This is a genomic window from Streptomyces lunalinharesii (assembly GCF_039532155.1).
Lineage (GTDB): Bacteria > Actinomycetota > Actinomycetes > Streptomycetales > Streptomycetaceae > Streptomyces > Streptomyces lunalinharesii.
The window spans coordinates 485,726-498,518 of record NZ_BAAARK010000001.1; the positions used below are offsets into that span (position 1 = coordinate 485,726).

The following is a 12,793-nucleotide window of genomic DNA, read 5'->3' on the forward strand; positions in this document are numbered from 1 at the left end:
CCAAAGACGGAGGTGGGCGGAACCGACCCGGGTCGGTTCCGCCCACCTCCGTCTCCGGGTCAGGTCAGCGGGGCGTCGAAGACCGTCTTCCGGTGGCTGAAGGCCTCCAGGGAATAGCGGCCGTGGTAGTTGCCCATGCCGCTCTCCCCGACGCCGCCGAACGGCAGGGCCGGCACCGTCAGGTGGTAGATCGGCAGGCCGAAGTTGACGGCGCCGGAGGAGGTTTCGGCGATCAGCCGGGACTTCGTGGCCTCGTTCCCGGTGAACGCGTAGAGGGCCAGCGGCTTGTCGCGGTCGTTGATGAACTCGATGGCCTCGGTGAGGTCGGCGACCGTGAGGATCGGCAGGATCGGCCCGAAGATCTCCTCCTGCATCACCGGTTCGTCGGCCCGGACGTCGAGCAGCACGGTCGGCGCGATGTACTTCTCCGCGCGGTCGCTCTCTCCGCCGATCACCGTGCGGCCGGAGTCGAGCAGCTTCCGCAGCCGGTCGAAGTGCCGCTCGTTGACAATGCGCCCGTAGCCGTCGGAGGCCCGGGGGTCGTCGCCGTACAGGTCCCGGACCGCGCGGGCGAGGGCGGTCGTCAGCGCCCCGGCGGTGTCGGGGTCGGTGAGGACGTAGTCGGGGGCGACGCAGGTCTGCCCGGCGTTGGTGAACTTGGTGGCCGCGATGCGGGCGGCGACCGCGGCGATGTCGGCGTCGCGGTCGACGAACACCGGTGACTTTCCGCCCAGTTCGAGGGTGACGGGCGTCAGGTGCTCGGCGGCCGCGCGCATCACGATCCGGCCCACGGTGCCGTTGCCGGTGTAGAAGACGTGGTCGAAGTCCTGGGCGAGCAGCGACGTGGTCTGCGCGACGCCGCCCTCGACCAGGGCGACGGCGCCGGGGTCGAGGTAGGCGGGGACGAGTCGGGCCAGCAGCGCGGACGTCTGTTCGGCCAGCTCGGACGGCTTGACGACCACCGCGTTGCCGGCCGCGAGCGCTCCCGCGACGGGGGTCAGCAGCAGGTAGATCGGATAGTTCCAGGCCGACAGGACCAGGGCGACGCCCAGCGGGTCGAACTCGGTGTGGGCGGTCGTCCCCGCGGGCAGGTGGGGGGCCGCGATCTCGGCGGGCTGCGGCGCGAGCCACCCCTCCAGGTTCTCCAGGTAGTCGTCGATCTCCAGGACCGTCAGGTCGATCTCCGCGCGGTCGACCTCGTCCGCGTTCTTGCGCAGGTCGGCCCAGAGGGCTTCGGCGATCGCCTTCCGGTTGTCGGTCAGCAGCGCGCGCAGCCGGGTCAGCTGCTCGCGGCGCCAGGCAAGGGGCTTGGTGCGGCCGCTGCGGTGGGTCGTGCGCAGTCGTGCGACCAGGGCGGCCGCCTCGGTCTCGGTCAACGGGGGGTACGTCGTGGTCACGTGGGTCTCTCGTTTCGTCAAGCGGGCCCGGCCGCCGGGCCGGGCACCGGAATCACACAGGGCAGGAAGGGACAGACGGACGACCGGAGGGACCGGCCCCGCGGATCCCGGTCCGAGCCGGACCGCGGGCCGGCCTCGGGCGAGGCGCGTGCGGCCTCTCGCAGGGCAGTCCCTAGTGCGCCTGCCACCACCGGGTGATGACGTCGGCGTAGTCGTCGGCGTTCTCCTCCCAGGCGAAGTGGCCGGCGTCGATGATGTCGAGCTTGCTGTTGGGCAGGTGCGCGTGGAGGTACTCGGCGTTCTCCGGCGGCACGACCGCGTCGTCGCGGCCGGCGAGGATCTGGACCGGCGTCTCCAGGGTGGGCAGCAGGTCGCGCAGGACCGGCAGTTCGGCCGGGTAGGCGCGGACGTAGGGCAGTTGGTCGACGAAGCGCTGACCGACGTAGGAGGCGAGGTAGTCCTCCCGTACCACGTCCGGCAGTCGGTAGCCGTTGATGGTCTGCATCGCGACGGTGACGGCCGCCTTGGGGCCCAGGGCCCGGTACGGGGCCAGGTCCTCGGTCAGCACCCAGTCCTTCAGGGGGTTCCCCAGCGCCAGCGGGACGGCCGTCCCGCCGGTGCCCACGACCAGGGTCCGGAACCGACCCGGGTGCCGGGCGGCGGCGAACAGGGACGCGGCCGTGCCGATGTCCGGGCCCACGACGTGCGGGGCCACAAGTCCGAACTCGTCGGCGATCCGGACGATGAACTCGCCCATCGCCGTGGGCGAGAGCAGGTCGGCGCGGAGCTCGGAGTGCCCGAACCCGGGCAGGTCCACGGCGACCAGGCGTGCGTGCCGGGCCAGCTTCGACCAGGTCGCGTCGTAGGAGTAGAGGCTCTCCGGCCAGGGGCTCAGCAGCAGCGCCTCGCGCTCGTGCGGTTCGTCGCTCTCGGCGTACCTGATCGACAACCCGTCGATCGTGCGGAACCTGGGCTTGATCTCGGTCATCGCGTTGTCCCTCTCGGTGGTGTGTTCCGTGCGGTCGATAGGATTAAGATGACCGGTCATATTCACCTTGTCAACTCGGACACCGATGCGGCCGTGGCCGGATCCGCGCGAAGGGTCCGGACAGGCCAGGCGAAAGATCCTATTACCTAATGCATACGTCGCTTGAGGCGAAGCCTCGGGCGCCCACCGAGGCGGATCACCCCGCCGCCACCCCGGAGACCGAGGCCCCCATGAACACCACGCCCACCACCCCCTCGGCCGAGCTGCACGGCAGCACGGCCGACCGCCGAGCCCGGCCGACCCCGCCGGAGAAGCCGCCGGTCCGGGCCTGGCTCCAGCCGTCACTGATCGCACTGGTCGTCGTCGCCGCCTTCATCGGCTGCTACGTGGGCATCGCCCGCGCCGCGAAACCCCACCGACTCCCGATCGCCGTCGTCGACAGCCGACTGTCCGCACAGATCCAGCAGGCACTGGGCGACAGCGTCGCCGTGCACACCGAGCCCGACGCCGCCGCGGCCGACCACGCCCTCAGGCATCGGGACGTCGTCGCGGTCCTGACCCCGCTCGGGGCGGACGCCCTGCACCTGGAGGTGGCCGGGGCGAACGGCCTGTCGACGACCACCGCCGCGCAGAACCTGGTCTCCGCCTACGCCCACGGCGCGGACAAGACGGTGACCATGCACGACGGCGTGCCGCTCACCCGCTACGACAGCCGGGGCCTGGCGGGCTTCTACGTCGCCTTCGGGGTGACGCTGTCCGGATTCGTGCTGGCGCAGAACATCCTGGGCCTGGCCAGGACCCTGCACCTGCGACACCGGTTCACGGTGATGGCGGCGTTCGCCGCGACCGCGGGCGTCGTCGGCGCCGTCCTCGCGGGCCCGGTCCTGGGGGCGGTGCCCGCGCCGTTCGCCCCCCTGGCCGTGACCCTCGCCCTGCTGGCCGGCGCCGCCGCGTTCACCACCAAGCTCCTCGGCACCTTCTTCGGCTCGGTGGGTATCCCGATCTCCATCCTGCTGCTGCTCACCGTCGGCAACTCGACCAGCGGCGCCTCGATAGGGGCGGACCTGCTCCCCGGCGCCGCCCGCGTCCTGTCGGACCTGCTGCCGCCCGGAGCGGCCGTCCGCGCGATCACCGACCTGAGCTACTTCCACGGCGCCCACGCCACCGTCCCGCTGCTCACCCTCGCCGCATGGGCCGTCGGCCCCGCCCTGCTGACCTGGGCCCGCTCCGCACGCCAGAGGTAAGAAGCAACACGACTTTGGATGCGTCTTGCGTCGGCTCGCTCCGGCGCCTCGGGCATCCGATTGACAAAACGACCGGTCATATTCAATCCTGAATCGGCCGCACTCCGAAGGACGAAGGGACACGCTCATGACCATCTCCCCCAACCCCCCGACCGGCGTGTTCCGCGCGGTCCAGGTCGCCGCTCCGGGCGCGGCCCCGGCGCTGGTCGAGGTCGCCCGGCCGGAGCCGGGGCCCGGCGCGGTGCGGATCACGGTGGAGGCGTGCGGTGTGTGCCACTCCGACCTGCTCATCGCGGGCGGCAAGCTGCCCGGCAGCGCCTTCCCCATCACGCCGGGCCACGAGATGGCCGGCCGCATCGACGCGCTCGGCGACGGTGTGGAGGGCTGGCAGGTCGGCGACCGGGTCGCGGTGGGCTGGTACGGCGGCAGCTGCGGGCACTGCGACGCGTGCCGGTCGGGCGACGCCGTGCACTGCCCCCGGCTCGCGATTCCCGGTGTCGCCTACCCCGGTGGGTACGCCGACTCAGTCGTTGTCCCGGCGATCGCCCTGGCGGCCGTCCCGGACGAGCTCACCGCCGCCGAGGCCGCGCCGCTGGCCTGCGCGGGCGTGACCGTCTTCAACGCCCTGCGCCGCTCCGCCGCCCGCCCGGGCGACACCGTCGCCGTCCTCGGACTCGGCGGCCTGGGCCACCTGGGCGTGCAGTTCGCCCAGAAGATGGGCTTCCGGACCGTCGCGATCGCCCGCGGCCCGGAGAAAGCGGCGCTCGCGCTCGAACTCGGCGCCGCCCGCTACATCGACAGCACCGCGGAAGACGTCGCCGAGGCGCTGCGACACCTCGGCGGCGCGAAGGTCGTCCTGGCCACCGCCGCCGACGCGGCCGCCATGTCCGCGGCCGTCGACGGACTCGGCCGCCGCGGCGAGCTCGTCGTCATCGGCATCGGGTCCGAGCCGTTGCAGCTGACGGCCCTGCAATTGCTGAGGGGCGACCGGAGGGTCTACGGCCACTCCTCGGGCACCGCGGTCGACACCCAGGACACGCTGCGCTTCGCGGCCCGCACGGGAGTGCGCGCCTGGATCGAGGAAGTGCCACTGGAGGAGACCGCTCGGGCCGTGGAGAAGATGGCCTCGGGCCGGGCACGGTTCCGTATGGTCGTCACCACCGGCCGCTGAACGGCTTTCGTCATCCGCCGCCCCGCGCAGAGGAGTTGTGATGCAGGTAGCAGTCGTCACGTTCGACGGGTTCAACGAACTCGACAGCTTCATCGCCTCGGCCCTGATCAACCGGTGCCGCAAGGACGGCCTGGAGGCCTTCATCACGACGCCGACGCCGGTGATCACGTCCATGAACGGCGTGCAGGTGACCGGACAGCGGCCGCTCGGCTTCGCGGCCGAGGCCGACGTCGTACTGATCGGCAGCGGGGTGAAGACCCGCGACGTGGTCGCGGACGATCGGCTGATCTCGATGCTGCCGCTGGACCCCGCCCGGCAGTTGATCGGTTCGCAGTGCTCGGGCGCCCTGGTCCTGGCCCGCCTCGGCCTCCTCGCCGGTCGGCCGGCCTGCACCGACCGCACCAGCCGCCCCTACGTCGAGGCCTCCGGCCTCACCGTCCTGGACGCGCCCTTCCACGCCGAGGGCAACATCGCCACCGCCGGCGGCTGCCTGGCGTCCCAGTACCTCGCCACCTGGGTCATCACCCGCACCCTCGGCGAGGATGCCGCCCGCTCGGTCCTCGACTACGTCGCCCCCGTCGGCGAGAACCAGGAGACCGTCGACCGCGCCCTGCACGCCGTCCGCACCGGCCGGCCCGCCCTCCACTGACCATCAGATCATCAGCAACCTTTGGTCCTCGACATCATGACGGCCCGTCGGTTCACCGACGGGCCTTTCCCTCGTCCGGTCGGGCCGATGCCCCGTAGGTCCGGCACGACAGCCGGACCTACGGGGCATCGGGTCGACCGCTCTGCTACCGCAGCGAGCGGAACGCGGTCCGCAGCTCCCGGGCCAGGATCTGCGGCTGCTCCCACGCCGCGAAGTGCCCACCGCGGTCGACTTCGTTCCAGTGGATGATGTTGCCGAAGGTCCGCTCGCCCCAGCTGCGCGGCGCGGGGTAGATCTCGCCGGGGAAAACGGTGACCGCGACCGGGAGGTCCGGGATCGGGACGGCGTTGAACGGGCCGCCGCCGGCCTGGTGGCCCTCCCAGTACAGCCGCGAGGACGAAGCCCCGGTGCCGGTCAGCCAGTACAGCGAGATGGCGTCGAGCATCTCGTCGTAGCTGAGGACCTTCTCCGGCTCACCCCCGGAGTCGGTCCACTCCGCGAACTTGTCGTAGTAGTAGGCGGCCATGCCGACCGGCGAGTCGTGCAGGGCGTAGGCGAGCGTCTGCGGGCTCTCGTTCATCATCGCCGCGTAGCCGAACCCGTCGCGGTAGAAGTGCAGCAGGCGGTCGTACGCCTTGACCTCGCCCGCCGACAGGCCCGCCGGGGCGGGGTCGGAGTTCAGCAGGTGGCGGAGGATGTCCGGCGGGACGGTGCCGGGCATGTTGACGTGGATGCCCAGCAGTCCGGCGGGCCGCTGGGTGGCGAGGATCTCGGAGACGATCGCACCCCAGTCGCCGCCCTGGGAGACGTAGCGCCGGTAGCCCAGGCGCTGCATCAGGGTGTGGAAGGCCTGCGCCGTCCGGACCGGGTTCCAGCCGGCCTTCGTCGGCCTGCCGGAGAAGCCGTAGCCGGGCAGCGTCGGCAGGACGAGGTGGAAGGCGTCCTCGGCCCGCCCACCGTGCGCGGTGGGGTTGACCAGCGGGTCGATGACCTTGAGCAGCTCGACGACGGAGCCGGGCCAGCCGTGCGTCATGAGCATCGGCAGGGCGTCGGCGTGCGGCGAGCGGATGTGGGCGAACTGGATGTCCAGGCCGTCGAGTTCGGTGACGAACTGCGGCAGGGCGTTGAGGCGCCGCTCGACCTTGCGCCAGTCGTACCCGTCGCCCCAGTACTCGATCAGCGGCCGCAGCTTCGCCAACTGCGCGCCCTGGGAGCGGTCGGACACGGTCTCCCCGTCCGGCCAGCGGGTCATCCGGACGCGCCGCCGCAGCTGCTGCAACTCCTGCTCCGCGACCTTGACCCGGAACGGCCGCACCCCGGCGATCTCCGGCACGGCGGCGTAACCACCCGCCCCGGCCCATTCGTCCGCCCCACCGGTCGCGGCCGACGCCATGCCGGGCACCGCAAGCCCGGAGGCGGCCACCAGTCCTGCCGCACCTGCCGCCAGCCCCAGGAAGCGGCGGCGGCCCGTGCCGCCGTCGCCGGAATGCTCCGTCGTCACCATCGTGAACCCCTCTCGTGGCAACCCGCCCATGGCCGGTGCCCATGCAATGGATTCTCAATATGACCGGTCGTCTTAGACGATGTCAAGGTTACCGAAGACACCCCCGCGCGACCCGCCCGGGGTGTCAGGCCGGCCCGCCCCCGGAGGTCGCGACGCGTCGGAGCGCGGCGGTGAGGCGGGCGAGGTCCTGGCCGTCGAAGTGGTCGACGAGGTGGCGTCGCACGCTGACCAGAAATGTCGGCCAGCCCTGTTCGAGGCGCGCGAGGCCGGCGTCGGTCAGTGCGGCATTCCAGCCGCGCCCGTCCTCGGCGCTCTTGGCGCGCTCGACCCAGCCCTGCTTCTCCGGCCGGGCGACGACCCGGGTCATCCGCTGGTCGACCTGGTGATCCTCTCCAAGACCGCACGCCATTCCGCTCTCTCCACCACCGCCAACCTCTACGCCCACCTCACCCCGCGCACCGCCCACCAAGCCGTCGACGCCATCGCCACCGCCCTCAACCGCGAAGAGAAACCCCACGACCACCCAACGACCACCAGCGCGCCCACCAGGCAGCACTCGGCCCACAGCGCCCCATACGGGAAGGCGGCATGAAGCGACATCAGAACCCCGGAGACGCCGATGGCTGGGATTGCGACCACCCAACGACCACCAACACAAAAAGGCCGCCCCCACCATCCGGTGGAAACGGCCTACGACCTGCAATTATGCAAGTCGGGACGACAGGATTTGAACCTGCGACCCCTTGACCCCCAGTCAAGTGCGCTACCAAGCTGCGCCACGTCCCGTTGCCCGATCCTCCGGGGATCTCCCCGAGCGGTCGTGCACGAGAACAATACCCCAAGTCAGAGGGTGCGCGTCGCCATTTCCGGCCGGGGTGGACGGCGGGACGGGCGGCGGGCGTGGCCGGGATGAGTACCCGTACTCATGCGGCGGCGTCACCGTGCCGCCACGCTACGCGCATGAGTACTCCAACGATTCAGCGGCCGACGACCACGGCTTTCTTCGTGCAGGCCGCGCTCTCGTTCGGCCTGTCGCTGGCGGCGCTGGTGATCGGGATCATCAAGCTCCCGGTGGGCGCCTGGGAGCGCGGGTTCCTCGCGCTGGGGCTGGTCTTCGTGGTCTCGTCGGCGTTCACCCTGGCCAAGTGCGTCCGCGACAGGCAGGAGGCCACGGAGGTGACCAACCGGGTGGACAAGGCCCGGATCGACAAGCTCCTCATCGAGCAGGACGTCTTCAAGCCGGGCCAGGTCTGAGGTCCGGCCGCCGCGGGTCCGGGGCGCCGGTCCGGGCCCGCGGGGCCTGCCGGACCGGACCGACGCCGTCCCGGGCAGGTGGGGCGCGCCGGGGGCGGCGCCCGGCGGGTCAGAGGTGCGCGTCGAGCCAGGCCAGCAGGTCGCCCTGGACCTCGTCGCGGTGGGTCTCGTTGAGGATCTCGTGGCGGGCGCCCGGGTAGCCGCGCCAGGTCAGGTCGCGGATGCCGAGGTAGCGGAAGTCCTCCAGGAGTTCGTGGACCAGGGTCATGCGTTGGTGGCAGGGGTCCTGGTCGCCGACCGCGACGTGGATCGGCAGCCCGCGAGGGATGCGGGCCAGGTGGGCCGGGTCGTTGACCTTGCGGACGGCGCGGACCCAGTCCAGGGCCAGGCCGGCGCAGAACGGGAAGCCGCAGTCGGCGTCGGCGACGTAGCGGTCGACCTCGGCGGTGTCGCGGGAAAGCCATTCGTAGCCGGTGCGGTGCGGATACGCGTCGCTGAAGGAGCCGAAGACCTGCGGCAGGAACGGGGACGGGTGGGCCCGGCCGTGCGTGGCGATCTCCGCCTCCAGTGCCGCCGCGGCGGTGTCGACGTCGAGGCCGGGCAGGGTGCGGAAGACGCCCGTCAGGAGGAGTCCGGCCAGGTCGGCGCCGTACTCCTGGGCGTAGTCGCGGGCCAGCATCGCCCCCATGCTGTGGCCGAGGAGGACCAGGGGCAGGCCCGGGTGGGCGGCGGCCGCGTGGTCGCCGATGCCCTTGAGGTCGCCGACGATGGCCCGCCAGGCGTCCTCGCCGGTGACCCCGCGGCCGCCGGTGGAGGCGGCGGTGGCGCCGTGCCCACGGTGGTCGGAGGCGACGACGGCGTAGCCGTGCCCGGCCAGGAAACGGGCGAAGCGGTCGTAGCGGCGGGCGTGTTCGGCGGCGCCGTGGGCGATCTGGACCAGGGCGCGCGGGGCGCCCGTCTCCGGTAGCCAGGTGTAGGTGGCGATGCGGGCGCCGTCGGGGGCCTGGTGGACGTCCTGCTGCATGGTGCTCTCCCGGGGCTGACGGATCGTCGGTCGGGCCCACTCTGACCCGTGGGGCGGTGGTTGGCCACGGGGGCGCGCGTGGCGGAGATGGTCCGCGGCCGGCCCGGCGTGACACGATCGGTCGGTTCTGTGCCGGCACTGTGCCGCAACCCCCTTTCACAGGAGGATCGTTGGACACCGCAGACCGCCCCGAGCACGTTCCGTCCCCCCGTTCGCCACTCTCCCGCCGCAGGTTCCTCCAGGGCACCGCGTCGGCCGCCGCCGCGGCCGGCCTGGCGGGCGTGGCCGCACCGCCCGCCACGGCCGCGCCCCTGCCGGGCGCCGCGGCCGGTACGCCCGCGGCGCTGTCCTTCACCGCCGCCACCAACGGCGCGGCCTCCCTCGCACCGTCCGGCGACCGACTGGTCGCCGAGGTGCAGAACGTCCTGTGGTCGCTGCCCCGGGCCGGTGGCGAGGCCCGGGCCCTGACCCCGCCCGACCTGGAACCCACCCGTCCGGTGCACTCCCCCGACGGCCGCCGGATCGCGGTCTGCGCCTACCGGGGCGGGAACTTCCACCTGTGGACGCTGGCCCCGGACGGCTCGGGCCTGACGCAGGTGACCGACGGCCCGTGGGACGACCGGGGGCCGGCCTGGTCGCCCGACGGGACCCGGCTCGCGTTCGCCTCGGAGCGCGGCGGCGACCCGGTGGGCGGCAGCCCGTACCGGTTATGGGTGCTGGAGGTGGCGTCCGGACGGCTGACCCGGGTGACCGGACTCCCCGGTCAGGACGGCCCCCACCAGACCGGCGCCTGGGAGGACTTCGACCCCTGCTGGTCGCCGGACGGTGCCCGGATCGTCTTCGTGCGGGGCCGGCTGGACGGCACCGCGCTGGTCTCCCGGACGGTGGCGTCGGTGCCGGCCGACGGGCGGGGCGCGGTGCGCACCGAGCACACCGAGACGGCCGTGGCGCAGGTGATGGTGCCCGCGCTGTCCCCCGCCGGGCGGTTGGCGTACCTGCGGACCACCGACGCGCCGGGGCCGACCTGCACGCTGGTGGTGGACGGCGCGGCGGTGGCGGTGGACGGGGACGTGGAGCCGGTGCCGCCGCGCTGGGTGTCGCGGGACGCGCTGCTGGTGACGGTCGGGGGCCAGTTCCGGATCGTCCGGCCGGACGCGCCGCAGCGGGCCGAGACCATTCCGTTCGCCGCGCGGCTGCCCCTGGACCGTCCGCGGTACCGCGTCAAGGACTACGGCTTCGAGCGGACCGCAGGCGGTCCGGTCCGCGGCATCCACCTGCCGGCGCTCTCCCCGGACGGCCGTCGAGTCGCCTTCGCGGCGCTCAACTCCCTGTGGCTGGTGCCCACTTCCGGTGGCGGCGCGCCGCGCCGGATCACCGCGGCCGCCCCCACCCGCTACGTGCTCGCACCGAGTTGGTCCCGGGACGGCCGGGCGCTGGTGTACGCGGACGACCGGGACGGGCTGTTCGCGGTGCGGCGCCGGGAGCTGGACTCGGGTGCGGAGACGGTGCTGGCCTCCGGTGGGCGGGTGCAGCCGGCGCTGTCGCCGGACGGTTCGCGGCTGGCGGCGCTGGACATGATGGGCAACCTCGTCGTGCGGACCCTGGCGGACGGTTCGGAGCGGGCGCTGGCCGCACCGATGGGGGCGGGCGGCCTGCCGGGGCGGCCCAGTTGGTCGCCGGACGGCAGGTACCTGGCGCTGTGCGACCGCAACCGGCTCAACCGCCGGTTCCGCGAGGGCTACAACGTCATCCGGATCGTCGACGCGGAGACCGGCAGGGACCGGCTCCACCAGGTGGCCGAGCACGTCTCGATCGCGGACCGCTACGACTCGGGGCCGGTGTGGTCGCCGGACGGGAAGTGGCTGGCGCTGATCGCCGAGTCGGCGCTGTGGGTGCTGCCGGTGCGGCCGGACGGGACGCCGGACGGCGCGGCGCGGCAGTTGACCGAGGAGGCCGCGGACCATCCGTCGTGGTCCGGGGACGCCACGACGCTGCTGTACCTCTCGGCGGGCACGCTGCGGCTGGTCCCGGTGTCCGGCGGTCCGGCCCGGACCGTGCCGGTCGCCCTGGACCGGCGGCCGGCGCGCGCCCGGGACACCGTGGTGCACGCCGGCCGGTTCTGGGACGGCACCAGCGACACCGTGCGGGAGGACGTCGACGTGGTGGTCCGCGACGGGCGGATCACGGCGGTGGAGCCGCACCGGGCGTCCCGCGCCGGCACCGCCCGCCGGGTGGACGCCGCAGAACGGACCGTGCTGCCGGGCCTGTGGGACGCGCACACCCACCCCTGGCAGACGACGTACGGCGGGCGGCAGACCGCGTTGCAGCTGGCGTACGGCATCACCACCACGGTGTCCTGCGGTGGCTTCTCGTACGAGCAGGCGCGGCTGCGGGAGGCGCTGGCCGCCGGGGTGCTGGCCGGTCCGCGGCTGCTGACCTGCGGCGAGCTGCTGGACGGCGGGCGGGTGGCGTACAGCATGGGCCGGGCGCACCGCACCGCGGCGGGGCTGCGCCGGTCGCTGGCCCGGGGCGCGGCGCTGGACTGGGACTTCGTCAAGACCTACGTGCGGGCGCCGGGTTGGGTGATGGCGGAGGCGGCCCGCTTCGCGCACGGCGAGCTGGGCGTGCGCTCGGGAAGCCATCTGCTCACCCCCGGCATCCAGGTGGGCCAGGACCTGACCACCCACCTCCAGGCCACCCAGCGGTTGGAGTTCGGGCACGCGGTGTCGGCCTCGGGGCACGCGTACCAGGACGTCGAGGACGTCTACACGACCGGCGGGCTGCACATGCTGGCCACGCCGTTCTCGTCGGCGCCGCTGATCGGCGAGGACCCGGCGCTGGCCGAGGACGTGCGGGTGAGTCGGTTGATGCCGCCGTGGGACGGTGCAGTGGTGCGGGAGGGTGCCGCGCGCCGGCCGACGCCCGCGCAGTTGGCGGACATCGCGACCGAGGTGGGGGTGTACCGCCGGATCCTGGACGGCGGCGGCTGGGTCGCGCTGGGCACCGACCAGCCGTTGGTGCCGGTCGGCCTCTCGCTCCACCTGTCGCTGCGGGCGCTGCACCGGGGCGGGTTGAGCGTCGTCGAGGCGCTGCGCACCGCGACCGTGCTGCCGGCCCGGGTGTTCGGTGCCGACCGGGACCTCGGGACGCTGGAGGTGGGCAAGCTGGCGGACATGGTGCTGGTGGACGGCGATCCGTTCCACGACCTCGGGGCGCTGGTGCGGACGTCGGCCGTGGTCAAGGGCGGGCGGCTGTTCGAACAGCGGGCACTGGTCGAGTCGTTCCCGGCGCCCGGCGGGCCGGCGCTGCGCGCGGCGGCGGGCACCGACTGGTTGGCGGTGGGGCGGCAGCAGCGCCGCGAGTCCTGCTGCGACGCCGGGCACTGAGGGTCGGGGAGGCGTGGGGTGGCGCGGTTCCGGGACGCCCCGGAACCGCGCATTCCGGCATTCCGCGCTCAGGGGTTGTGCGGCGCGTTCACGCACTCCAAGTGCGCGTATGGATGCGCCTGGTCGACGTTTTGCGCGACCCGCGCCTGGTATGCCAACGGGTGTTGCACACGGTA

Annotated in this window: 11 protein-coding genes and 1 tRNA gene; 6 read left to right on the forward strand and 6 right to left on the reverse strand. The window is 73.1% G+C overall.

The features are described 5' to 3' along the window. Positions 1-59 precede the first annotated feature (59 nt). Complete coding sequence (locus ABD385_RS02215; protein WP_344573115.1) at positions 60-1,397, reverse strand: aldehyde dehydrogenase family protein; 1,338 nt, start codon at positions 1,395-1,397, stop codon at positions 60-62. 172 nt (positions 1,398-1,569) lie between these two features. Beyond that, entirely contained in the window at positions 1,570-2,385 is an 816-nt protein-coding gene (locus tag ABD385_RS02220) for an alpha/beta fold hydrolase (protein WP_344573116.1), read from the reverse strand. A 230-nt stretch (positions 2,386-2,615) separates the two neighbouring features. Between ABD385_RS02220 and ABD385_RS02225 the strand changes: the two genes are divergently transcribed. The 3 genes from ABD385_RS02225 (at position 2,616) to ABD385_RS02235 (ending at position 5,449) form a co-directional block, all read left to right on the forward strand. Continuing rightward, complete coding sequence (locus ABD385_RS02225; RefSeq protein WP_344573117.1) at positions 2,616-3,629, forward strand: ABC transporter permease; 1,014 nt, start codon at positions 2,616-2,618, stop codon at positions 3,627-3,629. Between the two features lie 127 nt (positions 3,630-3,756). Further along, positions 3,757-4,800, forward strand: a complete 1,044-nt coding sequence (locus ABD385_RS02230; protein WP_344573118.1) for an alcohol dehydrogenase catalytic domain-containing protein — start codon at positions 3,757-3,759, stop codon at positions 4,798-4,800. Positions 4,801-4,840: 40 nt separating this feature from the next. Further along, on the forward strand, positions 4,841-5,449 hold the full coding sequence (locus tag ABD385_RS02235; RefSeq protein ID WP_344573120.1) for a DJ-1/PfpI family protein: 609 nt from the start codon (positions 4,841-4,843) through the stop codon (positions 5,447-5,449). A gap of 145 nt (positions 5,450-5,594) precedes the next feature. On the opposite strand, the gene ABD385_RS02240 is transcribed toward ABD385_RS02235, so the two are convergent. Both ABD385_RS02240 and ABD385_RS02245 read right to left on the reverse strand, forming a co-directional pair. Further along, complete coding sequence (locus ABD385_RS02240) at positions 5,595-6,953, reverse strand: epoxide hydrolase family protein (RefSeq protein WP_344573121.1); 1,359 nt, start codon at positions 6,951-6,953, stop codon at positions 5,595-5,597. Positions 6,954-7,077: 124 nt separating this feature from the next. Beyond that, positions 7,078-7,320 (reverse strand): MarR family winged helix-turn-helix transcriptional regulator, encoded by a 243-nt coding sequence (locus ABD385_RS02245; RefSeq protein ID WP_344573122.1) that lies wholly within the window; start codon positions 7,318-7,320, stop codon positions 7,078-7,080. A gap of 15 nt (positions 7,321-7,335) precedes the next feature. Between ABD385_RS02245 and ABD385_RS02250 the strand changes: the two genes are divergently transcribed. Beyond that, the gene (locus ABD385_RS02250; protein WP_344573123.1) at positions 7,336-7,545 is read left to right on the forward strand and encodes a hypothetical protein; all 210 of its coding nucleotides are present in this window, start codon (positions 7,336-7,338) and stop codon (positions 7,543-7,545) included. Between the two features lie 120 nt (positions 7,546-7,665). Here the strand turns inward: ABD385_RS02250 and ABD385_RS02255 are convergent. Beyond that, positions 7,666-7,739: transfer RNA gene (locus ABD385_RS02255), tRNA-Pro, on the reverse strand. Positions 7,740-7,913: 174 nt separating this feature from the next. Between ABD385_RS02255 and ABD385_RS02260 the strand changes: the two genes are divergently transcribed. Beyond that, the gene (locus ABD385_RS02260) at positions 7,914-8,207 is read left to right on the forward strand and encodes a YiaA/YiaB family inner membrane protein (protein ID WP_344573124.1); all 294 of its coding nucleotides are present in this window, start codon (positions 7,914-7,916) and stop codon (positions 8,205-8,207) included. Positions 8,208-8,316: 109 nt separating this feature from the next. On the opposite strand, the gene ABD385_RS02265 is transcribed toward ABD385_RS02260, so the two are convergent. Further along, positions 8,317-9,231: an alpha/beta fold hydrolase gene (locus ABD385_RS02265; protein ID WP_344573125.1), complete on the reverse strand. Its 915-nt coding sequence runs from the start codon at positions 9,229-9,231 to the stop codon at positions 8,317-8,319. A gap of 170 nt (positions 9,232-9,401) precedes the next feature. On the opposite strand from ABD385_RS02265, the gene ABD385_RS02270 reads away from it, so the two are divergent. After that, positions 9,402-12,617 carry an amidohydrolase family protein gene (locus tag ABD385_RS02270; protein ID WP_344573126.1) on the forward strand — a complete coding sequence of 1,072 codons (3,216 nt, stop codon included), beginning with the start codon at positions 9,402-9,404 and terminating at the stop codon, positions 12,615-12,617. The last annotated feature ends 176 nt before the right edge of the window (positions 12,618-12,793 follow it).

Coding starts and splice junctions, on each gene's coding strand:
- ABD385_RS02230 (WP_344573118.1), top strand. CDS start 3,757: ATGACCATCTCCCCCAACCCCCCGACCGGCGTGTTCCGCGCGGTCCAG.
- ABD385_RS02265 (WP_344573125.1), bottom strand. CDS start 9,231: ATGCAGCAGGACGTCCACCAGGCCCCCGACGGCGCCCGCATCGCCACC.
- ABD385_RS02260 (WP_344573124.1), top strand. CDS start 7,914: ATGAGTACTCCAACGATTCAGCGGCCGACGACCACGGCTTTCTTCGTG.
- ABD385_RS02240 (WP_344573121.1), bottom strand. CDS start 6,953: ATGGTGACGACGGAGCATTCCGGCGACGGCGGCACGGGCCGCCGCCGC.
- ABD385_RS02235 (WP_344573120.1), top strand. CDS start 4,841: ATGCAGGTAGCAGTCGTCACGTTCGACGGGTTCAACGAACTCGACAGC.
- ABD385_RS02220 (WP_344573116.1), bottom strand. CDS start 2,385: ATGACCGAGATCAAGCCCAGGTTCCGCACGATCGACGGGTTGTCGATC.
- ABD385_RS02225 (WP_344573117.1), top strand. CDS start 2,616: ATGAACACCACGCCCACCACCCCCTCGGCCGAGCTGCACGGCAGCACG.
- ABD385_RS02245 (WP_344573122.1), bottom strand. CDS start 7,320: ATGACCCGGGTCGTCGCCCGGCCGGAGAAGCAGGGCTGGGTCGAGCGC.